The sequence below is a fragment of the Rhodococcus sp. NPDC078407 genome (assembly GCF_044542515.1).
In the GTDB taxonomy this organism is placed as follows: domain Bacteria; phylum Actinomycetota; class Actinomycetes; order Mycobacteriales; family Mycobacteriaceae; genus Rhodococcoides.
Map to the genome: position 1 here is coordinate 144046 of NZ_JBITUQ010000007.1, position 22417 is coordinate 166462.

The 22417-nt window shown below is 63.9% G+C and carries 23 protein-coding genes; 9 read left to right on the forward strand and 14 right to left on the reverse strand.

All coding sequences use genetic code 11. The features are described 5' to 3' along the window. Window positions 1-4: 4 nt before the first annotated feature. Window positions 5-1471 carry a DHA2 family efflux MFS transporter permease subunit gene (locus ACIGGF_RS10150; protein WP_397521215.1) on the reverse strand — a complete coding sequence of 489 codons (1467 nt, stop codon included), beginning with the start codon at window positions 1469-1471 and terminating at the stop codon, window positions 5-7. A 178-nt stretch (window positions 1472-1649) separates the two neighbouring features. Here ACIGGF_RS10150 and ACIGGF_RS10155 point away from each other — a divergent pair, with 178 nt between their 5' ends. Beyond that, on the forward strand, window positions 1650-2291 hold the full coding sequence (locus tag ACIGGF_RS10155; protein WP_397521216.1) for an acid phosphatase: 642 nt from the start codon (window positions 1650-1652) through the stop codon (window positions 2289-2291). After that, complete coding sequence (locus ACIGGF_RS10160; RefSeq protein WP_397521217.1) at window positions 2288-2764, forward strand: GNAT family N-acetyltransferase; 477 nt, start codon at window positions 2288-2290, stop codon at window positions 2762-2764. The genes ACIGGF_RS10155 and ACIGGF_RS10160 overlap by 4 nt, the downstream gene beginning before the upstream one ends. A 10-nt stretch (window positions 2765-2774) precedes the next feature. On the opposite strand, the gene ACIGGF_RS10165 is transcribed toward ACIGGF_RS10160, so the two are convergent. Next, a complete protein-coding gene (locus tag ACIGGF_RS10165; RefSeq protein ID WP_397521218.1) occupies window positions 2775-3206 on the reverse strand; it encodes a hypothetical protein in 432 nt (143 codons plus the stop codon). Between the two features lie 164 nt (window positions 3207-3370). Here ACIGGF_RS10165 and ACIGGF_RS10170 point away from each other — a divergent pair, with 164 nt between their 5' ends. Together ACIGGF_RS10170 and ACIGGF_RS10175 are read left to right on the forward strand one after the other, a co-directional pair. Next, the gene (locus tag ACIGGF_RS10170) at window positions 3371-4324 is read left to right on the forward strand and encodes a diacylglycerol/lipid kinase family protein (RefSeq protein WP_397521219.1); all 954 of its coding nucleotides are present in this window, start codon (window positions 3371-3373) and stop codon (window positions 4322-4324) included. A gap of 266 nt (window positions 4325-4590) precedes the next feature. After that, window positions 4591-4845: a WhiB family transcriptional regulator gene (locus tag ACIGGF_RS10175; protein WP_032366305.1), complete on the forward strand. Its 255-nt coding sequence runs from the start codon at window positions 4591-4593 to the stop codon at window positions 4843-4845. 111 nt (window positions 4846-4956) lie between these two features. On the opposite strand, the gene ACIGGF_RS10180 is transcribed toward ACIGGF_RS10175, so the two are convergent. Both ACIGGF_RS10180 and ACIGGF_RS10185 read right to left on the reverse strand, forming a co-directional pair. Further along, window positions 4957-6435 (reverse strand): sensor histidine kinase, encoded by a 1479-nt coding sequence (locus ACIGGF_RS10180; protein ID WP_397521220.1) that lies wholly within the window; start codon window positions 6433-6435, stop codon window positions 4957-4959. A gap of 21 nt (window positions 6436-6456) precedes the next feature. After that, window positions 6457-6672: a biotin/lipoyl-binding carrier protein gene (locus tag ACIGGF_RS10185; protein ID WP_397521221.1), complete on the reverse strand. Its 216-nt coding sequence runs from the start codon at window positions 6670-6672 to the stop codon at window positions 6457-6459. A gap of 119 nt (window positions 6673-6791) precedes the next feature. Here ACIGGF_RS10185 and ACIGGF_RS10190 point away from each other — a divergent pair, with 119 nt between their 5' ends. Continuing rightward, window positions 6792-6866, forward strand: a complete 75-nt coding sequence (locus ACIGGF_RS10190) for a 50S ribosomal protein bL37 (RefSeq protein WP_370878772.1) — start codon at window positions 6792-6794, stop codon at window positions 6864-6866. A gap of 72 nt (window positions 6867-6938) precedes the next feature. On the opposite strand, the gene rsrA is transcribed toward ACIGGF_RS10190, so the two are convergent. After that, a complete protein-coding gene (gene rsrA, locus ACIGGF_RS10195) occupies window positions 6939-7235 on the reverse strand; it encodes a mycothiol system anti-sigma-R factor (protein WP_397521222.1) in 297 nt (98 codons plus the stop codon). Beyond that, window positions 7232-8014, reverse strand: a complete 783-nt coding sequence (locus ACIGGF_RS10200; protein WP_397521223.1) for a sigma-70 family RNA polymerase sigma factor — start codon at window positions 8012-8014, stop codon at window positions 7232-7234. The genes rsrA and ACIGGF_RS10200 overlap by 4 nt, the downstream gene beginning before the upstream one ends. 90 nt (window positions 8015-8104) lie before the next feature. Between ACIGGF_RS10200 and ybaK the strand changes: the two genes are divergently transcribed. Genes ybaK through rsgA form a run of 3 tightly spaced genes read left to right on the forward strand, consistent with a single transcriptional unit; the run spans window position 8105 to window position 10905 of the window. Continuing rightward, complete coding sequence (gene ybaK, locus ACIGGF_RS10205) at window positions 8105-8596, forward strand: Cys-tRNA(Pro) deacylase (protein WP_397521224.1); 492 nt, start codon at window positions 8105-8107, stop codon at window positions 8594-8596. 6 nt (window positions 8597-8602) lie between these two features. After that, window positions 8603-9919, forward strand: a complete 1317-nt coding sequence (aroA, locus tag ACIGGF_RS10210; protein ID WP_397521225.1) for a 3-phosphoshikimate 1-carboxyvinyltransferase — start codon at window positions 8603-8605, stop codon at window positions 9917-9919. Further along, a complete protein-coding gene (gene rsgA / locus ACIGGF_RS10215) occupies window positions 9871-10905 on the forward strand; it encodes a ribosome small subunit-dependent GTPase A (RefSeq protein ID WP_397521226.1) in 1035 nt (344 codons plus the stop codon). The genes aroA and rsgA overlap by 49 nt, the downstream gene beginning before the upstream one ends. A 56-nt stretch (window positions 10906-10961) precedes the next feature. Here the strand turns inward: rsgA and ACIGGF_RS10220 are convergent, their stop codons facing one another. The 5 genes from ACIGGF_RS10220 to ACIGGF_RS10240 form a co-directional block, all read right to left on the reverse strand. Continuing rightward, the gene (locus ACIGGF_RS10220; RefSeq protein WP_397521227.1) at window positions 10962-12212 is read right to left on the reverse strand and encodes a fatty acid desaturase family protein; all 1251 of its coding nucleotides are present in this window, start codon (window positions 12210-12212) and stop codon (window positions 10962-10964) included. A 123-nt stretch (window positions 12213-12335) separates the two neighbouring features. Further along, a complete protein-coding gene (locus tag ACIGGF_RS10225; protein WP_397521228.1) occupies window positions 12336-13637 on the reverse strand; it encodes a fatty acid desaturase family protein in 1302 nt (433 codons plus the stop codon). Between the two features lie 108 nt (window positions 13638-13745). Continuing rightward, entirely contained in the window at window positions 13746-14861 is a 1116-nt protein-coding gene (locus ACIGGF_RS10230) for a ferredoxin reductase (protein WP_397521229.1), read from the reverse strand. Window positions 14862-14981: 120 nt separating this feature from the next. Continuing rightward, the gene (locus tag ACIGGF_RS10235) at window positions 14982-15506 is read right to left on the reverse strand and encodes a DUF6912 family protein (protein ID WP_397521230.1); all 525 of its coding nucleotides are present in this window, start codon (window positions 15504-15506) and stop codon (window positions 14982-14984) included. 11 nt (window positions 15507-15517) lie between these two features. Beyond that, on the reverse strand, window positions 15518-16963 hold the full coding sequence (locus ACIGGF_RS10240) for a wax ester/triacylglycerol synthase family O-acyltransferase (protein ID WP_397521231.1): 1446 nt from the start codon (window positions 16961-16963) through the stop codon (window positions 15518-15520). Window positions 16964-17160: 197 nt separating this feature from the next. Between ACIGGF_RS10240 and ACIGGF_RS10245 the strand changes: the two genes are divergently transcribed. Further along, window positions 17161-17727: an Rv3235 family protein gene (locus tag ACIGGF_RS10245; protein ID WP_397521232.1), complete on the forward strand. Its 567-nt coding sequence runs from the start codon at window positions 17161-17163 to the stop codon at window positions 17725-17727. 33 nt (window positions 17728-17760) lie between these two features. Here ACIGGF_RS10245 and secA read toward each other — a convergent pair whose 3' ends face one another. The 3 genes from secA to ACIGGF_RS10260 all read right to left on the reverse strand — a co-directional run bounded on the left by secA (window position 17761) and on the right by ACIGGF_RS10260 (window position 22290). Beyond that, entirely contained in the window at window positions 17761-20646 is a 2886-nt protein-coding gene (gene secA / locus ACIGGF_RS10250) for a preprotein translocase subunit SecA (protein WP_397521233.1), read from the reverse strand. A 306-nt stretch (window positions 20647-20952) separates the two neighbouring features. Further along, window positions 20953-21621: a ribosome hibernation-promoting factor, HPF/YfiA family gene (gene hpf / locus ACIGGF_RS10255; RefSeq protein ID WP_094614258.1), complete on the reverse strand. Its 669-nt coding sequence runs from the start codon at window positions 21619-21621 to the stop codon at window positions 20953-20955. Between the two features lie 201 nt (window positions 21622-21822). Next, entirely contained in the window at window positions 21823-22290 is a 468-nt protein-coding gene (locus tag ACIGGF_RS10260) for a ComF family protein (RefSeq protein WP_397521234.1), read from the reverse strand. Window positions 22291-22417: the final 127 nt, after the last annotated feature.

Below are 22417 nucleotides of genomic sequence, written 5' to 3' on the forward strand. Positions count from 1 at the left end.
CGCGTCAGTGCAGAACTGTGGGCGCCGCTGCCCTCTCGCTGACGTGCTTGGTTCGGGGCAGGAAGAACGCGGGAACGAACGTGGCGACGATCAGAACCAGGGCGACCGTGAAGGTGGTGCCGAACGCCCTGGCCGAGATATCGAATGCCTCGACCTGGCTGGTCGCGGCCGACGCGGGCTTCTGCTGAGCGGTCAGCACCACCGACATCAACGCGGTACCTATCGAGCCGGCTGCTTGCTGCACGATGTTCATCAACGTCGAGCCTCGGGCAACGGTCTCGTCGGTCAATGTCTGCAGGGCAGCCGTCATGATCGGCATCATCGTCGAACCCAGGCCGAGTCCCATCACGAACAGCGCACCGATCAGCAAGGTGTAGGACGTACTCGTTCCCACCTGAGTGAACACCGCCATCCCCGCGGTGATGAACACCATGCCCACCAGCACGATCCTGCCGGGACCGAACTTGTCTGCGATCACGCCCGCGATCGGCATCGCGATCATCGCACCGATGCCCTGGGGTGCGAGCAGCAGACCGGCAGTCAACGTCGTCTCGCCGCGAAGCAGGAAGTAACTGGGGAACAGTAGACCCGCGCCCATGAAGGCCACCATGAACAGCGTCGTGGTGATCACGGCCACGGACAGCGATCGGTTCTGGAACAACCGCAGGTCGATCAGTGGATGCTCCACCCGGAGTGCGTGCAGCACGAACAGGACGATCAACACCAGGCCCACGAGGACCGGTGCCAGCACCTTCACCGCGAAGACGGTTTCGGTTTCGACGACCGAGGACGCGCCGTAGAGGAACAGGGCAAGACCGGGCGACAGCATCAGCATGCCGCGGAAATCGAAGGACTCGGACGGCGTGGGGTTGTCCTTGGGAAAGATGACAACGGCAGCGATCAGCGCGAGGATGCCGATCGGGAGGTTGATGAGGAAGATCCAGTGCCAGCTCGCCGCCTCGATCAACCAGCCGCCGAGAATGGGTCCTGCGATGGGCCCGATGAGCATCGGAACACCCAGTACGGCCATCACCCGCCCGATCCGCTCGGGGCCGGCGGCGCGCGTCATGATCGTCATGCCCAGGGGCATCAACATGCCGCCGCCGAGTCCTTGCAGTACCCGGAAAACGATGAGCGAGGTGATGTCCCAGGCGAAGCTGCACAGCACCGAACCGAGGACGAAGAGCACCAGAGCGGTGATGTAGAGCCGCTTGGTCCCGAACCGGTCGGCAGCCCACCCCGTCAGGGGTATGACGGTGGCCAACGCGAGTGTGTAGCCGGTCATCGTCCACGCCGCGTTGGCGTAGGTCGTGTCGAAGACGTCGGTGAACGTCCGGAGCGCGACGCTGACGACGGTGACGTCGAGAATCGACATGATGGCCCCGAGAACGACGACCCCGGCGATCTTGAGCAACGCACCGTCGAGCTTCTCCGGCGCATCGGGCGACGCGGGCTTCTGCAGGTCGGTCATGGTTCTCCAGGTCGATGAGAGGAGCTGTGAGGCATTACGGGCCGGTACGTGTCGCCCGAGGAGTCGAGATGTGCAACGAGAGTAACCGGCCGGTAGGTCCGTACTCAATCGACAAATCGGACACATCTGCGGCCCACCTATGACAAGAGCCACACGGCGAGGCAGGCATGATCGTTCCATGACCACACACGGCGGCGGCGAGGCCGGCAGAGTCGTTCTACTTCGGCACGGGGAAACCGAATGGGCCCTCGCCGGCAAACACACCGGCAACACCGACGTCCCCCTCACGAGCACCGGCGAACAACAGGCGGTGGACGCCGGATCGTTGCTGCAGTTGTTGACGTTGCGCGATCCACTGGTGATCTCCAGTCCGAGGGAGCGCGCCCGCAGAACCGCCGACCTGGCCGGCCTGCGAATCGAACGGACGTGGGATGCGTTGTCGGAGTGGGACTACGGAGATTACGAGGGGATCACGTCCACGGAGATCCACGAGACGGTTCCGCATTGGACGGTGTGGACGCATCCGTGCCCGGGCGGTGAGTCGATCGGCGACATCACCGCTCGGGTGGAGCTCGTGCTCTCGGTCGTCCTGCCGGTACTCGTCGACCGAGACGTCGTGCTGGTCGGCCACGGCCACTTCTCGCGCGCGCTCATCGCCGGCTGGACCGAGGCTTCGATCACCGAAGGCAAGCGCTTCGCGCTTTCGCCGGCCGCGTATTCGCTGCTGGGGTTCGAGCATTCGTACCGCCAGCTCGTTGCGCACAATGTGCACCCCTCGATTCTGACCGCAGCGTCCGCAACAACGGAAGGAAGGCGATGATCCGCCGCGCCACCGAGGCCGATGTACCCGCGATCACTGCTCTGGTTCACGAGCTCGCTGCCTACGAGAAGTCGTCGTCACTGTGCACCGTTCGCGAGCAGCACCTGCGTTCTGCACTGTTCGGCACCCAGCCGTCGGTGTTCGCGCACGTCGCCGAGAGCGAGGGAACGGTGGTCGGGTGCGCCTTGTGGTTCTTGAACTTTTCCACGTGGGACGGCGTCAACGGGATCTACCTCGAGGATCTGTACGTACAGCCCGCCGCGCGCGGAGGGGGCTTCGGAACCGGCTTGCTGGCAGCGTTGGCTGCCGAGTGCGTCGCCCAGGATTACACGCGGTTGACCTGGTCGGTTCTGGATTGGAACACTCCGTCGATCGGCTTCTACCGGTCGTTGGGCGCTCAGTCGCAGGACGAGTGGACCACGTTCCGATTGACCGAGGGCGCGCTGGCCGAGTTGGCCGCGAAGGCGGGCTGACCAGTTCGGTTCAGCGGAACTCGTCGTCGATATCGCTGTACTCCGCTGCCATCCATCGCGTCGACGGCGGACTGAACAGCAAAACCAATACCCCGATCACCACGGCACCGAGAACGACGCCGTACACGATTTGGCCAGATCCGGTGAGCAGCGACCAGACGACGGGCAGCAGCAGAAGTTGTACGACGGTGGCGAGCGCTCTGGCCCAGCGTTTACCGATCGCGAGTGCGATGCCCGCGGCCCCTACTCCGACACCCAACACGCCGAACCACCCGGCGGTGCCGTAGCCGTTCGCGACGGCATTGTCGCCGTCACCGGAGACCGCTCGGACGATCAGGACGAATGCGGCGATCAGCGATGCCGCGCCCTGTGCTGCGACGAGGACCCCGGCGGATCGAAAGGTGGCCGGCGGACTGAGATTGTCGGGTGAGGAGGTGGGCACGCGACCAGCCTAGGCAACCCGAGAGTGGAGCCTGCGGAACGACCCGCAACGAGAGGAGTGGAGCCTGCGGAACGACCCATCGACAACAGCAGTGGAGTCTGCGGCAGGGCTTACTCACAACTGCGTGTGAAGCTTCCGGACCGGCGCCGATAGTGTGGGCTCTCGTGCGTGCGCTGTTGATCGTGAACCCGAATGCGACTTCTACGACGGCTGCGGCTCGGGATCTGTTGGCCCATGCGTTGTCGAGTCGGGTTCGGGTGACCGTCGCACAGACGACTCATCGTGACCATGCGTCGGAACTCGCGCGGAGTGCGCGTGAAGACGGTGTGGGCCTGGTCATCGTTCACGGTGGTGACGGCACGGTCAACGAGGTGATCAACGGTCTGCTCGGGGTGCCGTTGCCGACGTCCATGCAGGCCGTGACGATCGGTGCGATTCCTCCGCTCGCAGTCGTTCCCGGGGGGAGCGCGAATGTGTTTGCGCGCTCTCTCGGCATCGAAGCGGATCCGGTGGCGGCGACGAATCAGTTGATCGGTCTGCTCGACGCGCGAGCTCGTCGCACGGTCGGTCTGGGTCACTGCGACAACCGCTGGTTCACGTTCAATGCGGGTATGGGTTTGGATGCCGATGTGTGCCGGGCGATCGATGCCGGCCGTAAGGACGGCATGCCGGTGTCCGCGACGCGGTACCTGCGGTCGGCGGTGCAGGAGTTCTTCAAGCACAAGCGTCGGCCGGCCCGGTTGACGGTGGAGATCCCGGGGACAGATCCCTTCGATGGGATTCATTACGCGTTCGTGTCGAACTCGAGTCCGTGGACTTACTTGAACGAGCGGCCGGTGCACACCAATCCCGGTACGAGTTTCGACTCGGGTCTCGGTGTGTTCGCAATGCGTTCGACGGCCCTGTTCCCCACATTGAGGGTGTCGCGGCAATTGTTGTCGAAGGGATCGGAACCCAAGTCGCGCAAGCTGATTCGGATCGACGACGTTCCGAGTATCCGCATTTCTTCGACGGAGCCGGTCGGCTTGCAGATGGACGGGGACTACCTCGGTGAGCGCACGGAAGCCGAGTTCTTCGCCACCCCCGACGCGTTGGAAGTTGTCGCTCCGACCAGGTGACGTGCCGCCTTTACTCACGCACGGCGATGCCAGTGGCGCAGTTTACTGCGTAAAGACGAGCGAAATCCTGCCGCTCGGGGTACAAAGGAGCGCAGAAGGCTAAAGCGAGCCTAACAGAGTGAGCTTGACCACGGTCACGCGCGTATCCCTTGACTTCACCTGAGTTCGTGAAAGCATTCACAAGCAACAGTGCGGAAACATTGGTTACCCACTCGTGAACAGAAGAGAAACGAAACGGCGCTTCGGCGCCCGGTAAGGAGCAGAGGATGGACTGGCGCCACAAGGCAATTTGTCGCGATGAAGATCCGGAACTATTTTTCCCGGTGGGAAACAGTGGTCCGGCGCTCGCGCAGATCGCCGATGCCAAAGTCGTCTGCACTCGGTGCCCCGTCACCGCCGAATGCCTGTCCTGGGCACTCGAATCCGGCCAGGACGCCGGAGTGTGGGGCGCAATGAGTGAAGACGAGCGTCGTGCGCTCAAGCGTCGTAACGCGCGTACGCGTGCACGCAGCTCCGTCTAGGACGCACTACAGACAACAGAGAAGCCCGGTACGCCGCCTCCGAGCGGGTACCGGGCTTCTGTGCGTCCTGAGTCGATTCGAGGGTGTAACACGCCGTTCACCAGACCGTCGTCACGATCTTTGAGCGCGTCGTCCCAGCGGGACCCTGAGCATCGCGTCGGTCCCACCGCCCGCGGCAGGGTGCAGGCCGAGCGATCCGTTCAACTCCACCGATACCAGGGTGCGGACGATCTGTAGGCCGAGCCCGTCCGAACGTTCCAGAGAGAACCCGCTCGGTAACCCGCGCCCGTCGTCGTGGATGACCACGTCCAGCCATTTCGCAGAGCGATCGGCGCCGATCCGGACCACCCCGGCAGAACCGGCGTCGAAACCGTGCTCCATCGCGTTCTGAACCAATTCGGTCAGGACCATCACCAGCGGCGTGGCTCTTTCTGCCGAGAACACACCGAGCTTGCCGTCGCGCACCACTCGCACCCGCGGATTGACCGTTGCGATATCGAGCATGATCGGCACCAGGCGGTCGACTATCTCGTCGAGATCGACCTCCTCGTCCACCGACATCGACAGCATCTCGTGTACCACCGCAATGGATGTCACCCGGCGAACCGATTCGGCCAGCGCTGTGCGCGCCTCTTCGTTCTCCAGTCGACGAGACTGCAGCCGTAGCAGCGCCGCGACGGTCTGCAGATTGTTCTTCACCCGATGGTGAATTTCGCGAATGGTTGCGTCCTTGCTGAGCAGGGCGCGGTCGCGACGCTTCACCTCGGTGACGTCGCGCACGAGCACGGCAGCGCCTGTGGAACGCCCGCGGGGTTGAAGCGCCAGCGTGCGCACCAGGACCGTGGCACCGCGAGCGTCGACCTCCATGCGATGGCCCACATTGCCGCCGAGCGACGACCGGATGTGGTCGGCAACTTCTTGCGAGTCGAACGGGTCGGTAACCAGTGATCGAGTGACCGACGCGAGATCCCGGCCGGACAACTCCGTCGTCAGGCCCATCCGGTGATAAGCCGAGAGGGCGTTGGGGCTCGCGTAGTCCACCCGACCTTCGGTATCCACGCGGATGAAGCCGTCTCCTGCTCGGGGCGACGAGTTCACGTCGGTGCGCTCTTCCGGTGTGGGAAACGTTCCCTCGCTGATCATCAGACACAGGTCGTCGGCGCACTCCCGATAGGCGACTTCGAGCGCACTGGGCGGCCGCAGCTGAGCCGGATTGGTGTCGCGCGTGAGGACCGCGATCACGTGCTCGCCGCAGCGCACCGGAATGCTCTCACTTCGGGTGAGGACGCCTCCCTGCACGATCTTCCGCTGCTGCAACGCAACCATCACATCGGGGTGTTCGGACTCGGAGATGACGGTGCCCACGATGTCGTGGGTGAACACGGTCGGCGCAGTGGTCGGCCGGCACTGGGCGACACACAGCACGTCTGCGGTCCCGCTGGAGACATCGTCGGTACCGACCCACAACAACACGTCGGCGAAGGACAGATCGGCCAACAGTTGCCACTCCCCCACGACCCGTTGCAGATGGTCGACCGCAACGCCGGGAAGATCGGTGTGCTCGGCCAGTAGGTCACTGAGGGTGGACACGAAACCTCGTCCGGCCGCAGCTCAGGATACGACGGCGATGAGGTCGCCCTGTTGGATGACATCGCCCACTGCCACGTCCACCGACGTGACCGTACCGGCCGTCTCGGCCAGCACCGGGATCTCCATCTTCATCGACTCCAGGATCACCAGGGTGTCCCCGACCTCGACCGCGTCCCCCCGGGACACGACCACCTGGAAGACCGTCGACACCATCTCCGCGCGAACGTCCTCGGACATCGGCGAACCTCTCTCTCACGTCACCGGAAACTGCCCTGGAACCCCCTCGGAGACCAGGCCCGTCACGATAAGCCAATCACACGTGGGAGACTGTAGTGAACAAACGAGAGGAGCCCATCATGGGAAAGCGTGGACGTAAGAAGCGTGCTCGTAAGGGCAACAAGGCCAACCACGGCAAACGTCCGAACAGCTGACGGTTTGCCACAAGCCGCGAGGGGCCGAGAAGCACATGCTTCTCGGCCCCTCGTCGTTGGTTCGACTGTCGGCTAGTCGGTGTCGATCTGCCGGGTCAACACCGTGCGGCGGATCTCGACGCTCAGCCGTTCGCGAAGACCGGACGGTGCCTGATCTCCGCCGCATTTGCGCGAGATCAGGCTCTTCACCTTCTCCTCGATCCCGTAGGCCTCGAAGCACGACCCACACTCGTCGATGTGCTTCTGCAGCCGCGTGCGGCTGGCCTCGTCGCATTCGTTGTCCAGCATGATCCAGACGTCTGCGATCACAGCCGAGCAGTCGAGTCGCTCGAACTGCTCGTCGCCGTCGCTCTTGCCGGTGCCCGTCATCGGACTACCTCCTGCTCGTGCCGGTCGACTGCGCCGTCTCGGTTGAATCCGCGCTCACGCGCTACCTCGGCAAGCAATCCCCGGAGCTGTTTGCGTCCTCGGTGCAGACGCGACATCACCGTTCCGATAGGAGTTCCCATGATCTCGGCGATCTCCTTGTACGGAAAGCCCTCGACATCGGCGTAGTAGACAGCCATTCGGAACTCTTCGGGTAGTGACTGCAACGCGGCCTTGATGTCGTCGTCCGGCAACGCGTCCAGCGCCTCCACCTCGGCGGAGCGCAGGCCCGTCGACGTGTGCTCGGCGGTCGCAGCAAGCTGCCAGTCGCTGATCTCGTCGGTTGGATACTGAGCGGGCTGACGCTGCTTCTTGCGGTACGAGTTGATGTAGGTGTTGGTGAGAATCCGGTACAGCCACGCTTTGAGGTTCGTTCCTTCACGAAACGACCGAAAAGCGGAGTAGGCCTTGACGAACGTCTCCTGCACCAAGTCCTCGGCGTCAGCAGGATTTCGCGTCATACGCAGAGCTGCGCCGTAGAGCTGATCGAGCATCGGCAACGCGTCGCGCTCGAAGCGCTCGGTCAGCTGCGCCTCGGTCTCGGCAGCTCTGCGCTCCGCGATGGCCTTCTCGTCGTCCACTCCAGCGACGGGATTGCTGGCTTCTGTCACGCTGATCCCTTCGATAGCTTCCACCGCCCAGGCTACCGCGCCCGAGGTCGACTTCTGCGAAGAGATCACCCCTTTCAACGCGAGGGGACGTCCCGCGGTCAGCACTGCCATTCGTCATTCCTTCCGCCTGCATCCGTAACTGTCCATGTCCAACACAGCTCCCTGCCGCCGTGTTCCCGATCGATCGCTAGAGTCCCGTCAATGGCAGCGTCCACACCCGCTCTCGCCGTGCTCACCGCCCGAAAGGTGGCGCACACCGTGCATGCGTACGACCACGATGCTCGTACGCAGTCCTACGGCGAGGAGGCGGCACAGATCCTCGTCGAACGCCTCGGCATTCGGCCGGAACAGGTCTTCAAGACGCTCGTCGTCGAACGAGCAGATCGCTCGCTGGCGGTGGCGATAGTTCCGGTGACGTCCATGCTCTCGCTCAAGGCCGCAGCCGCCGCTCTGGCCACCAGAAAGATCACGATGGCCGACAGAGCTGCCGCAGAGCGCTCCTCCGGGTACGTCTTCGGCGGTATCTCGCCTCTCGGGCAACGCAGATCCCTGCCGACCGCGATCGACGTCTCGGCTCTCGACTTCGAAACGATCCTGTGCAGCGGAGGTCGACGAGGACTGGAGATCGAACTCGCACCAGCCGATCTGGTGCGGCTCACCGGCGCTACATCCGCGCCCATCGCCGCGCGCTGACACCGAATGAGAGAAGATGGACGGGTGAGCAATTGGACAGCCCCCGCCGCCGTCGCACCCGTCGACGCGACAGTCACTCTGCCCGGATCGAAATCGATCACCAATCGCGCACTGATCATCGCCTCACTCGCCACTGGCTCGTCGACGATCACCGGCGCGCTGCGCAGCCGCGACACCGACCTCATGATCGACGCGTTGGCGACCTTGGGAATCGAGATCACCGCCGCAGAGGACGACAGGACGACGTTGCACGTGGCTCCGGCACCGCTACACGGCGGAGTCGTGGAGTGCGGTCTGGCGGGTACCGTCATGCGCTTCGTGCCGCCCCTGGCTGCGCTCGCCGCCGGCGAGGTGTCGTTCGACGGCGACGAGCAGGCCCGCATTCGTCCACTCGACACGATCCTCGACGCTCTGCGCGCGGTCGGGGCCGACATCGACGGCAGCGCGCTGCCGTTCACGATGCGTGGTACCGGTGCGCTGCGGGGCGGATCGGTCGACATCGATGCCTCGGGGTCGTCGCAGTTCGTCTCGGGTCTGATGCTGTCCGCGGCAGCATTCGACGAGGGAATTGAGATCCACCACATCGGCAAGCCCGTTCCGTCCATGCCGCACATCGACATGACAGTGGACATGTTGCGGCGCGCGGGCGTCCGCGTGGACACTCCCGAATCCGGTGGTGACGCGAACACCTGGCGGGTGCACCCCGGACCGGTCGCGCCGCTCGAGTGGAGCATCGAGCCGGACCTGTCCAACGCCACCCCCTTCCTGGCCGCCGCAGTGGTGACCAAAGGCAGAGTGCGCGTGCCGAACTGGCCCGAATCGACCACTCAGCCCGGAGATGTCTTCCGCGAGATCCTCACCAGGATGGGCGCTCGAGTCGACCTGACGGCAGGCGTGCTGACCGTCCAGGGCCCGGACGAGTTGCGCGGCATAGATTTCGATCTCCATGACGTCGGTGAACTGACACCGACGGTGGCGGCGCTCGCCGCATTGGCCGAGGGGCCGTCGAATCTGCGTGGGATTGCCCACCTCCGTGGCCACGAGACGGACCGCCTGGCTGCACTGACAACCGAGATCGTTCGTCTCGGCGGACGCGCTGTCGAGACGGACGACGGCATCCGGATCGATCCGGCACCGCTGCATGCAGGCGTGTGGCACTCCTATGCCGACCATCGGATGGCCACCGCGGGAGCGATCGTCGGACTACGGGTACCGGGGGTCGAGGTGGACGACATCGGCACCACCGCCAAGACGCTTCCCGGTTTCGAAACACTATGGGACGCAATGCTGTCCGTATCGACACCGAGCGAGGTCGGCTCCTGACCGCGCGCCGGTACGACGAATCCGACGTTCGTATCCGACCGGGCAAGAGTTCGCGTCCACGAACCAAGACTCGACCCGAACACAACGACGCCGAAGCAGGGATGGTCGTCTCGGTCGATCGAGGCCGCTGGGGCTGTGTGCTCGGCGGCGATCCGACGAGACCGGTCGTGACGATGCGGGCCCGTGAGCTGGGCCGAACACCGATAGTCGTGGGCGACGAAGTCGACATCGTCGGCGATCTGTCGGGCAAGGTCGACACTCTGGCTCGTATCGTGCGTGTGGCCGAACGACGCACGGTACTGCGGCGGACCGCCGACGACACCGACCCGTTCGAGCGTGTCGTGGTGGCCAACGCGGACAGGTTGCTCATCGTCGCGGCGCTTGCAGATCCACCACCGCGCACCGGCTTCGTCGAACGAGCTTTGGTAGCGGCGTATGTCGGCGGACTCGAACCCGTCCTGTGCCTGACGAAGAGCGACCTGGCCGCCCCCGAGGAATTCACCGCAGCTTTCGCCGATCTCGATGTCCCGGTCGTGCTGGCCGGCCAGTCCGAGGACCTCACCGATTTGACCGCGATGTTGACGAACTCGGTGACCGCACTCATCGGCCATTCCGGCGTCGGAAAGTCCACGCTCGTCAACAGATTGGTACCCGACGCCTATCGCGCCACCGGGGTGGTCTCAGGCGTCGGAAAAGGCCGTCACACCTCGACGCAATCGGTGGCACTACCGCTGCCGGGCGGTGGCTGGGTGGTCGACACGCCGGGTATCCGGTCGTTCGGATTGGCGCACATCTCCCCCGAGAACGTCGTCGCCGCGTTCTCCGATCTGGCCGACACGATCGAAGACTGCCCTCGTGGGTGCACGCACCTCGGCCCTCCGGCCGATCCCGAATGCGCCCTCGACACTCTCACCGGCGATGCTGCTCGACGCGTCGCCGCCGTGCGTCTGCTTCTCGAGGCCGTTCGAACGAACGAAGCCTGGTAGCAACCGACTCCGTGATGGAGTCGACTGCGACCAGGCTTGCTCGCTATCGACGGTGGCTACGCGGCCGAGCCGACCAGCCTGCGAATTCCCTTGCGCTTCTTGGTTTCTGCGATGGCAGTGCGCAGACCGCGGCGTTTGCCGGTCTGCGGGTCGACCGTGAACAGCCCGGCCGGTGCGTCGGCCCACTTTCGCTCCGACGCGGTCTCGGGCGCGTCGTCGCTCGTTGCCTTCAAGTACTTGTTGGGCAGCGAGAGCTTCGCGATGGTGCGCCACGACAGGAAGTACTGGTGCACGATCGAACCGGTCGTGTACGGCAGGTCGTACTTCTCGGCGAGCTCGAGAACCCGAACCTTGATCTCCCGCAAGCGATTACTGGGTAGGTCGGGGAACAGGTGATGCTCGATCTGGTAGCACAGGTTCCCACTCATGAACTCCATGACCGGGCCTGCGTTGAAGTTCGCACTGCCGAGCATCTGACGCAGGTACCACTGACCCTGCGTCTCACCTTCCATATCGGACTTGGTGAACTTCTCCGCACCGTCCGGGAAGTGGCCGCAGAAGATGACCGTGTTGGTCCAGACGTTACGAATCATGTTGGCGGCGATGTTCGCGGTCAAGGTGCTCTTCCATGCCGGACCGGTGAGGAGCGGATGCAAGATGTAGTCCTTGCCGACCTGCTTACCGACCTTCTCGAGCACCTCGCGCCGCTTCTGCACGAACTCTTCGCGCGGCACGCGCCCCTTGGCCACCTTGCCCAGTTCGAGGTGCTGCAGCGCCACGCCGTACTCGAAGAACAGCTGCAGCAGCAGGTTGAACACGGGGTTACCGAGGTTGAACGGCTTCCAACGCTGGTCCCGGGTGACGCGGAGCAGGCCGTAGCCCACGTCGTCATCCATCCCCAACACATTGGTGTACTTGTGGTGAATGTAGTTGTGAGTCTGCTTCCAGTGAGCCGACGGACCCGTGTTGTCCCACTCCCACGATGTGGAGTGAATCTCGGGGTCGTTCATCCAGTCCCACTGGCCGTGCATGACGTTGTGGCCGAGTTCCATGTTCTCGATGATCTTGGCGACTCCGAGCATGGCAGTGCCGGCCAGCCATGCCGGACGGCGGCGGCTGGCGAACAGCACGGCTCTGCCGCCTATGTCGAGCGATCGCTGCAAGCGGATGGTGTTCTTGACGTATCGGGCGTCGCGTTCACCGCGCGAAGCCTCGATGTCCCGCCGAATCGCGTCGAGCTCGTGGCCCAGCGCCTCGATATCGGCGTCGGTCAGATGCGCGTATTCTTTGACGTCCGTAATCGCCATGGGAAACAACCTCCTGGCAGTCGTGAACACACAGCACGTGTAAGTGGGCCATGTGCAATTTCAACGCCTACCGTACCGTAACTTACGGTCGCGTAGGTTGCGGCCGCGAATCTGTGTGACTACTCACAACCGGCTGTCCACATCCGATCGTCTCAACGACTTCGCTTGACGCTTGGCTTCCTTCTTGGCGTTGCGCAAAGCCACTCTCGCTTCCTGCATCGCCGATCGAAGTCCGCGACGTTGCCCCGTGATCGGGTCGATGCGAAGTGCGTGAACCGTAGGCGACTCGCCCACTCGCCAGCGTCGCTCGGACGACGTCTCGGGTGCATTGTCCGAGGTGGCGCGCAACCAAGAGTCGGGCAACGACAACTTGTGGATTGTTCGCAACGCCAACAGGTACTGCTTGCCCAGCGACCCGGTCGTGTACGGCAAATCGTACTTCTCGCAGAGTGCATGCACCTTCTCGGCGATCTCGGAGTACCGATTGCTCGGCAGATCCGGGAACATGTGGTGTTCGATCTGGTAGCACAGGTTGCCGCTCATGAAAGCCATGACCGGCCCTGCCTCGAAGTTGGCGCTGCCCAACATCTGGCGCAGGTACCACTCGGGCCGCGTCTCGGTGTCGAACTGCCCGATCGTGAATTTCTCTGCTCCGTCGGGGAAATGACCGCAGAAGATCACGGCATAGGCCCACAGATTACGGATCAGGTTTGCGGTGGCGTTGGCCGTCAACGTGGACTTCCATGCCGGGCCGGTCAATGCCGGGAACAGAACGAAATCCTTGCCGACCTGTCGGGCGATCTTGCGCGCGAACGCCCGATTGGCCGGAGACTTCCAGAACGTCTTCTGGTCCGGGCCGTCCAGCTCCTTCTGCGCATCGAGATCGTGCAGCGCGATACCCCACTCGAAGGTCGTCGCCAACACGATGTTGGCGAGCGGCTGAACGAGATTGATCGGCTTCCACGGCTCGTCTCTGGTCATCCTCAGAATGCCGAAGCCGATGTCGTCGTCCATACCGACGATGTTGGTGTACGTGTGGTGCGAGTAGTTGTGCGCTCGTTTCCACTGCTCGGACGGTCCGGTCTGGTCCCACTCCCACGACACGGAATGAATCTCCGGATCGTTCATCCAGTCCCACTGGCCGTGCATGACGTTGTGGCCGAGTTCCATGTTCTCGATGATCTTCGCGACGCTCAGCATCGCGGTACCAGCGAGCCATGCCGGTCGATACTTGCTGCCGAGCAGCACTGCGCGCCCACCGAGTTCCAGTAGTCGCTGGAGCCTGATCGTTCGACGAATATACGCGGCGTCGCGTTCGCCGCGGCTGTCCTCGACGTCGCGGCGGATCGAGTCCAGCTCACGCCCGAACGCTTCCATGTCCGCTTCGCTGAGGTGCGCAAATTCTTTGATGTCGGTGATGGCCACCGGGTCCTCCAACAGTTGAGTGCAGTGCCCGAATTATCGTGGTTCGAACGGGGCAACCTACGTGAGCGTAACCGAACAATCTGAGAAGGTGGTATGGGAGAAACAGACCTACAGTTCCAATGTGCAGTCGCCTGCAGCAGCGGAAATGCACGTCTGCACCCGATCACCCTCGCTGTGCTCCTTGCCCGACCGAAGGTCGATGACATGCCCGGCCGTCAACGGCACCACACACGTCTGGCAGATGCCCATCCGGCAGCCGAACGGCATCTGAACTCCCAGATTCTCGCCGGCCTCGAGCAGCGTGGTCGCCCCGTCCACAGCCGCCTTCTTGTCGGACTTGGAAAACGTGACCGTACCGCCGGCACCGGAGGTATCGGCTCGGGAGATCTCGAACCTCTCGAGGTGCAGCCGGTCTTCGATGCCCTCGCGCTTCCAAGTCTTCTCGATCTCCTCGAGCAGAGCTGCAGGGCCGCAGGCCCAGGTATCGCGCGTGCGCCAATCGGGGTAGAGCTCGTCGAGCGAGGCGAGGGCGAACTTGCCGTCCGATCGCGTCAGCTGCACGTGCGAGGTGAAGTTGGGGTGAGACTTCTCCAACGCGGAGAGCTCCGCGGCGAACATCACCTCGTCCTCGGTGGGCGCCGAATGAATGTGCACCGTGTCGGGCATGTCCCCGTGTCGATCCAGTGCGCGCAGCATCGAGATGACCGGAGTGATGCCGCTGCCCGCCGTAACGAACAAGATCTTGTTCGGCGGCGGAACCGGCAACGCGAAGTTCCCCTTCGGAGCGGCCAGACGGACGATGGTTCCCTGCGGCACACCGCCGACGAGGTGCGAGGACAGGAAGCCCTCGGGCATCGCCTTGACCGTGATGGAGATCAGCTTGTCTTCCCAGTTCGGCGGCGAGGTCAACGAGTACGACCGCCAGTGCCACCGTCCGCCGAGGTGCAGGCCGATCCCGATGTACTGACCCGGCTGGTAGTCGAAGTTGAATCCCCAACCGGGCTGAATGACCAGCGTCACCGCCGTGGCGGTTTCCTGCTCCACTCGTACGATGCGGCCTCGCAGTTCGCGGGCAGACCACAGCGGGTTGGCCAGATGCAGGTAGTCGTCCGGCAACAAGGGAGTGGTGATACGGGTGAAAGCCCCGCGCACCATGTTGAGTCTGGGACGCCTGGGTGCCGAGACGCCGGCCGCAGGAGATTCCAGCCACTTCTTCAGATCCATCGGGTGTTCCATCCCCTCGGTCGAGACACTGAGCCGCATCCGGCCATCGAGGTTACGCTACCGTAGGTTCAGGCCTGGGGGCACTGTCGCCGCGGGGGTGCGGGGACGATCACAGCGTAATCACAGGAGTTCGAGGAGAAACGACAATTCCTGCGGGGCGTACCACGCCAACGTATGGTCCTCGGCGTCTCCGAGCACGAATTCCGCATCGGCGTCGCCCATGTCGGCGGCATCGACGGCTGCCACAGCCTTGGCGACTGCCGATTCGGCCCCCTCGAGATCGACGTGCACCGACGCGACCTGATCCATCCGTAGGGGTTCCTTCAACCGGACGACAGCATCGTCGAGGTCGGGCCGCAGGGTGGGGTCGTCCACGTCGGCTGCGATCACCGCTCGGCGATAGACGACACCCTCGGCGACCGTTCCGGTGTCGGCTTCGTCGTCGACGGCCGCCGCGATCAACCGCAGCGAAGCCCGAGCAGCCTCCCCCATCGCGACCTCGGCCAACTCCTCGTCGTCGCCCGACGAATACGCCTCCCGCAGAGTCGGCGTCACCGCGAACGCCGTCCGCGACACCGGACTGAATTCACCGTCCGCCGACAACACCTTCAAGAACTCCAGCGTCGCCGGAACGTAGACACGCATTGCAGAAAACCTCACACTCTCGAATCGTTACTCGCGTCGACCAACTCTTCCAGCGCCTCGTGCAGCAACGCCGTCACCACGTCGACGTCGGGCATGGCACCTCGATCGGCATTGAGCCCGAAGAACACGAATCCGTCGTAGGACGTCAGACCGATACTCATGGCCTGGTTCTCGAACAACGGCGAGACCGGATACATCTCGAGCATGCGAGCACCGCCGACGTAGAGAGGAAATTGTGGTCCTGGAGCATTGGTCACGATCAAGTTGAACACCCGCTGAGAGAGCCGGCTGCCTGCCCGAGCGCCCATGGCGTGCAGGCTCGCCGGCGCGAAGCCGGTGATGCGCATCAGTGTCTGTGCGGTGACGCCGCGACTCTGATGGGAGTGCGCCTCGGTGGCATGTGCGATGTGGGAGAGGCGAACCACCGCATTCGACTCACCGACGGGCAAGTCCACCAAAAAGGATGAGATCTCGCTGCGATCGTCCTCCCCCGGCTCGATCGGCCTGTCGCCCACGTCTCCGAAGCCGACGCGGTCAGCGGAGACGTACACCGACATCGGCACCATGGCGCGGATCGTCGAGGAGGCCGTCACCGGTTCGCCGCGCGAGAGCAGCCAATTCCGCAGTGCGCCGGTGACGACGGCAAGTACCACGTCGTTGATCGAGCAATCGAAGCGATTGTGGATTCTGCGATAGTCCGACAGCTCGGTCTTGGCCACCGCAAATCTGCGGTTTCGAGAAATCGGCGCGTTGAGCGGACTCGACGGAGCGCTCTGGGTCGCGGTCCGTAGCAACGCCGCAACCTTTCCTGCAGCACGTACCGCGTCACCTGCGACACCGGCCATACCGTTCACTGCACCGCGCAGTGCCTCCACACTCTCCCCCGGCCTCACCACCAACTCGGTCAGAGCGTCGATGACCAGTGCAGCGTCCTTGGGCTCCCGAGCGGGCATCCACAGCTCTTCGGCCATCGGCGGCGGATTCTTGCTCGCGTCGAGAATGACCTGACCGATATCGAGTGCGTGCTCACCGTCGACGAGCGCCGAGTGGGACTTGGTGAAGATTGCAAAACGGTTCTTCGACAGTCCCTCGACCAGGTACATCTCCCACAAGGGCCGAGTGCGGTCGAGCGGGCGCGAGGTCAGTCGCGCGATCAGATCGTGCAACTGATCGTCCGAACCCGGCTTCGGAAGCGCGGACCGCCTGATGTGGTACGTGATGTCGAAGTCCGTGTCGTCGACCCATACCGGTCTGGCCAGCCCGAACGCGACCTCGCGCACTTTCTGCCGGTAGCGGGGCACCATCGCCAGCCGCTGTTCGACCAACGACAGCAGACGGTCGTAGCTGAGTCCGCTGCGCGGGGTCCTGAAGATTGCGAGCGAGCCGAGGTGCATAGGACTGCTACTGGCCTCGAGAAAGTAGAACGACGCATCCTGCGCTGTCAGCCTGGTCGCCATCGCGTGTTCCAGTCTCCGTCCTTGCGTGGAGTGCGCACCCGTTCGAGTGGGTCGGGGTGCGCGGTGTGGCTCGAACCTAGAGTACGTGGCGCGCGTGCGCCGGTCGCGGGGTCGTTCCAGGACTCGTGTCGTGGGACTCGACCCGATTCCTCGGGAACCGAACGACGCTGCGCACCGTCAATGTCGGTGTGAGCGTCATGGAAACGAACGAATCGCCGGACAATGCGGGTACTGCCGCGCCGAGTCCCCGACTACACGCCGAACACCACTGCTTCCTCTCCCGTGCCGCTCCGTTCGAGCCGCCGCTCTCGTCGACGACCGTGCACACGTGGGATTCGGCGGCCACTGCGGCACCGAGGCCGGTCGCGCATCGAGCGTCTGTGCGTAGCAACCGTTCTCGACGCCGCGCTGAGCCGATCGGCCGCCCGGTCGTACCCGTCGACGCGCGATCGTCGGCCGACCGCGCGATGCGGATGCTGATCGAGGTGATCGATCGTCGCCGCAGTGCGGATCAACTCTCGGTGTTGTTCACCACCCCGATGATCGACCTGGTGCGGACCATCGTGCGGAATCCGCCGCCGGGGAGACGACTCGGATTCGCGGCCGTACACCGGGTGCACGTGGTGTACCAATCCGAAGTGTCCGCGGAGGTGTTCGGCTCCTACACCCGCGGTCCACGCATGTTCGCATTCGCGGGCCGGATCGAGCTGGCCGTCGATCCACGCCGGCCAGGGTGGACGGTCACGTCGCTGCGAGTCGGTTGAAGAGCGAACTCACGGCGACGCGACCTGAGTCCACTACCTCTTGCGCTTGGGACGGGCTGTCTTCTTCGGGGTCTTGCTCTGCGCTCTCGCCGCTTCGCGACGCTCTCGGCGCGTTCCGTCGGCGGCAGATTCGGTGCCGCCCGATCTGCGGACGTCTGTGCCGCCGCCCTCGGCGGGACCGGAGAAGGTCAATCGCCGCTCCTGCTCGTCGTCGAGGCCCTTGGCACGCAACGCCGACGGTGCAGGCGTCGGAGCTGCTGCGGGCGTCGTCGGCCGCGAAGCGGTCTGTGCCGGGGCCGCGCTTTGTGCCGGTGCCGGGGCGGGGCGTCCCGATGCCACCGGGGAGGCAAGACCGGGAGCGACGGACAGACCGGCCGACGCGGCCGGGCCCGCAGGTGCCGGCGTCGCCTCGACCTTCAGGTTGAACAGGAAGCCGACCGATTCTTCCTTCAGACCGTCGAGCATGCCCTGGAACATGTCGTAGCCCTCGCGCTGATACTCGACCAGTGGATCGCGCTGCGCCATTGCGCGCAGGCCGATGCCCTCTTTGAGATAGTCCATCTCGTAGAGGTGTTCACGCCACTTGCGGTCGAGCACGGACAACAACACTCGCCGCTCGAGTTCGCGCATTCCGTTTTCGCCGGCAATACCGTCGATCTCGGCCTCGCGGGTGGAATAGGCAGATCGCGCGTCCTCGAGCAGCGCCTCACGCAGTTCGTCGCGGCTGAGGTCGCCCTTCTCGCCGTCCTCGTTCTCGCCGCTGAGCACCTTGTGGTCGATGCCCACGGGGTAGAGAGTCTGGAGCGCCGTCCACAGCTGCTCGAGATCCCAGTCCTCCACGTAGCCCTCGGCGGTGGCACCGTCGACGTAGGCGGTGATCACGTCGGTGATCATGCCCTCGACCTGCCCCTCCATATCGGCACCTTCGAGGATGCGCCGCCGCTCCTCGTAGATGACGGTGCGCTGCTGGTTCATCACCTCGTCGTACTTGAGGACGTTCTTCCGGATCTCGAAGTTCTGTTGCTCGACCTGCGTCTGAGCACTCTTGATGGCCTTGGAGACCATCTTGGCCTCGATCGGGACGTCGTCGGGCAGGTTGAGCCTGGTCATGATCGACTCGAGCGCTCCGCCGTTGAAGCGACGCATCAGCTCGTCACCGAGAGAGAGGTAGAAACGGGATTCACCCGGGTCGCCCTGGCGGCCGGAGCGGCCTCGGAGCTGATTGTCGATGCGGCGCGAGTCGTGCCGTTCGGTACCGAGCACGTACAGGCCACCGGCCTCGCGCACGGTATCTGCGTCGGCCTTGACCTGAGCCTTGACCTCCTCGAGAGCAGGCTCCCACGCAGCCTCGTACTCCTCGGGGGTCTCGACCGGGTCCAGGCCCTGCTTCCGGAGCTTCAGGTCGGCGAGGATGTCCGGGTTACCGCCGAGCACGACGTCGGTGCCACGACCGGCCATGTTGGTCGCTACGGTCACCGCGCCCTGACGGCCGGCCTCGGCGATGATCGTCGCTTCCTGCTCGTGGAACTTCGCGTTCAACACGTTGTGGGCGACGCCCCGCTTGGTGAACTGCTTCGAGAGGTATTCCGAACGTTCCACGCTCGTGGTGCCGATGAGAACCGGCTGACCTTTACCGTGTCGCTCGACGACATCGTCGACGACGGCGTCGAACTTGGCTTCTTCCGTCTTGTAGATCAGGTCGCCGTTGTCCACTCGAACCATCGGACGGTTCGTCGGAATCGGAATGACGCCGAGGCCGTAGATCTGATGCAGCTCGGCGGCTTCGGTCTCGGCGGTACCCGTCATGCCCGAGAGCTTGTCGTAGAGACGGAAGTAGTTCTGCAGTGTGATCGTGGCCAGAGTCTGATTCTCGGCCTTGATCTCCACCTTCTCCTTGGCCTCGATCGCCTGGTGCATGCCCTCGTTGTAGCGGCGTCCGACCAGGATGCGGCCGGTGAACTCGTCGACGATGATGACCTCACCGTCACGGACGATGTAGTCCTTGTCCTTGGTGTAGAGCTCTTTGGCCTTGATCGCGTTGTTGAGGTAGTTCACCAGAGGCGAGTTCGCGGCCTCGTACAGGTTGTCTATGCCGAGCTGATCCTCGACCAGTTCGACGCCGGCTTCGTGCACACCGATGGTCCGCTTGCGGATGTCCACCTCGTAGTGGGTATCGACCTTCAGCATCGGCGCGATACGGGCAAACTCTCCATACCACTTGCTCGACGCGTCGGCCGGTCCCGAGATGATCAGCGGGGTGCGCGCCTCGTCGATGAGGATCGAGTCGACCTCGTCGACGACGGCGAAGTTGTGGCCGCGCTGCACGAGGTCGTCGAGCGAGTGCGTCATGTTGTCGCGCAGGTAGTCGAAGCCGAACTCGTTGTTGGTGCCGTAGGTGATGTCTGCGGCGTACGCGGCGCGGCGCTGCACCGGGGTCATGCCGGAGAGGATCACGTCGACCGAGAGGCCAAGGAATCGGTGCACGCGACCCATCCACTCCGAGTCGCGCTTGGCGAGGTAGTCGTTGACCGTCACCACGTGGACACCCTCGCCGGAGATGGCGTTGAGGTAGGCCGGGAGCACGCACGTCAGGGTCTTGCCCTCACCGGTCTTCATCTCGGCGATGTTGCCGAAGTGCAGCGCGGCACCACCCATGACCTGAACGTCGAAATGTCGCTGCGACAGCACGCGCCACGACGCCTCACGCGCTACGGCGAAGGCCTCGGGCAGGAGCTGATCGAGGGTCTCGCCGGCGGAGTACCTCTCCTTGAACTCCGCGGTTTTGCCGCGGAGTTCGTCGTCGGAAAGGCTCTCGACGTCCGGAGACAGGGTCGAGACGTGGTCGGCGATGCTCTTGAGCCGCTTGACCATGCGACCTTCACCGACACGGAGCAGCTTGGAAAACGACAGCGACGGCACGGGTTTTCTCGTCCTCGATCCTCGGTTCACGGGTACTGGTACGAACAGAACTACATACTGCACGAGCTCCCGGGTTCGTCACCACGACTGTGCGCGGCGGGTAACCCGAACGCGTCCATGGTAGGCGGTGTCACTGCAAACCCGGCAGCCCGACTATCGGTCCTCGACGATCGCCGATGAGCAATCCGGACAACCCCGACACAGCACTGCAGGCTCGACGTGGGGATCGAGTCTCCGGTGTCGAGCCTGCAGCGGTTCGATGATTTCACGGACGGCGAACGTATCGACCCGTCCCGGGTGTTCCGGTCAGGTGAGTCGAATCAAGCCGTAATCGAAGGCGTGCCGTCGGTACACGACCGAGGGGCGATCGCTTGCGCTGTCGTGGAACAGAAAGAAATCGTGGCCGACGAGTTCCATCTCGTACAGAGCATCGTCGACGCTCATCGGTGCCGCCGAGTGGATCTTCGTTCGCACGATGTGCCCGGGACCGCTCTGGTCGTCCTCGAACGAATCGAGCTTGGTCTCGGGATCGAGTGCCAGCGTGTCGTCCTCGGCGAGTTCGGCAGTGGCCTCGGCGACGGACACCGGCCTCTTCTCGCCGTAGTGAACCTTGCGACGGTCCTTGGTGCGCCTGAGTCTGCTTTCGAGTTTCGACGTCACCGCTTCGAGCGCGGCATAGAAACTGTCGGCACACGCTTCGGCTCGAACGACCGGGCCCTTGCCCTTCGCGGTGATCTCCACGCGTTGACATGCCTTGGCCTGGCGGCGATTTCGTTCATGCTGCAGTTCGACGTCGAACAGGTAGATGGAGGGATCGAAACGCTCGAGGCGAGCCAATTTCTCGGAGACGTATATCCGGAAATGATCCGGTATCTCGACGTTGCGGCCCTTGACCACAACGTCCGCATTGCTCTTGGCGGGTTCTTCCGAGGGCTTCTCGTCGAAGAAAACCGAGGCTTGTGAAGGGGTCGTCACGCGTACCTCCCGATATCGGCCACGCCCACTGTTGGACGTGGCAAGTGTGCATGCCGAATGGGGAACCTTCCGGCATCTCGAGTCCGGGGCATCACCTCACATCTGGTTCAGTCGGTGCGTGTCCGCGACGTTAGTCGGTCATCGACTCGTCTGCCACCGTTCACCCCGAATTGGTTGTCGGCGTGTCCTGTTCCGGATTGCTCAGGCACTCGCGACGACGAGCGCTCCGGCAATGGGTACTCCGAAATCGTTTAACACTCTTGTCGATTCGGCCAGTGTGGCACCGGTGGTGACGACGTCGTCGATCAGCAGAACGGTGTAGGCCGCGGCCTGCGACGTACCTCCGACGGATCCAGGACGGGCCACTCCGACAACCATGATCCGGCCCGCCACGTTGTGCTGACGTTGCCCAGCCGACAACCCGACCGAATCACGAACCCCACCTTGCATACGAAGCAACTCGGGAACCAGAACTCGTTCCGGTGACAACTGTTCGGCTGCGATGCGCGCGCATCGCAGCACGGGATCACCTCCGCGAGCTCGGGCCGCTCGGGCCCGGGACGGCGCACAGATCAGGGCGAGCGAACCGAGCTCCGGCGGATCGATCTCGCCTGCATCACGCAGATGTCCTACGGCCTCGGCGAGCGCCCGGCCGAGAGGCCGAGCCACCGACCGTCGACCCCGCTCCTTCAGGGCAATGACCCCGCTCCGCCTCGGGCCGCTGTACGTACCCAAGGACCAACACGGCACACCGGGATCGACACGCGGTCGAACGGCGACAGGCGGAACGAACAAG

Bases quoted from the DNA above. Each gene is read 5' to 3' on its own strand.
- ACIGGF_RS10150 (WP_397521215.1), bottom strand. From the start codon at position 1,471: ATGACCGACCTGCAGAAGCCCGCGTCGCCCGATGCGCCGGAGAAGCTC.
- ACIGGF_RS10155 (WP_397521216.1), top strand. From the start codon at position 1,650: ATGACCACACACGGCGGCGGCGAGGCCGGCAGAGTCGTTCTACTTCGG.
- ACIGGF_RS10160 (WP_397521217.1), top strand. From the start codon at position 2,288: ATGATCCGCCGCGCCACCGAGGCCGATGTACCCGCGATCACTGCTCTG.
- ACIGGF_RS10175 (WP_032366305.1), top strand. From the start codon at position 4,591: ATGGACTGGCGCCACAAGGCAATTTGTCGCGATGAAGATCCGGAACTA.
- ACIGGF_RS10185 (WP_397521221.1), bottom strand. From the start codon at position 6,672: ATGTCCGAGGACGTTCGCGCGGAGATGGTGTCGACGGTCTTCCAGGTG.
- rsrA (WP_397521222.1), bottom strand. From the start codon at position 7,235: ATGACGGGCACCGGCAAGAGCGACGGCGACGAGCAGTTCGAGCGACTC.
- ACIGGF_RS10200 (WP_397521223.1), bottom strand. From the start codon at position 8,014: ATGGCAGTGCTGACCGCGGGACGTCCCCTCGCGTTGAAAGGGGTGATC.
- ybaK (WP_397521224.1), top strand. From the start codon at position 8,105: ATGGCAGCGTCCACACCCGCTCTCGCCGTGCTCACCGCCCGAAAGGTG.
- aroA (WP_397521225.1), top strand. From the start codon at position 8,603: ATGAGAGAAGATGGACGGGTGAGCAATTGGACAGCCCCCGCCGCCGTC.
- rsgA (WP_397521226.1), top strand. From the start codon at position 9,871: ATGGGACGCAATGCTGTCCGTATCGACACCGAGCGAGGTCGGCTCCTG.
- ACIGGF_RS10220 (WP_397521227.1), bottom strand. From the start codon at position 12,212: ATGGCGATTACGGACGTCAAAGAATACGCGCATCTGACCGACGCCGAT.
- ACIGGF_RS10230 (WP_397521229.1), bottom strand. From the start codon at position 14,861: ATGGATCTGAAGAAGTGGCTGGAATCTCCTGCGGCCGGCGTCTCGGCA.
- ACIGGF_RS10235 (WP_397521230.1), bottom strand. From the start codon at position 15,506: ATGCGTGTCTACGTTCCGGCGACGCTGGAGTTCTTGAAGGTGTTGTCG.
- ACIGGF_RS10240 (WP_397521231.1), bottom strand. From the start codon at position 16,963: ATGGCGACCAGGCTGACAGCGCAGGATGCGTCGTTCTACTTTCTCGAG.
- ACIGGF_RS10245 (WP_397521232.1), top strand. From the start codon at position 17,161: ATGGAAACGAACGAATCGCCGGACAATGCGGGTACTGCCGCGCCGAGT.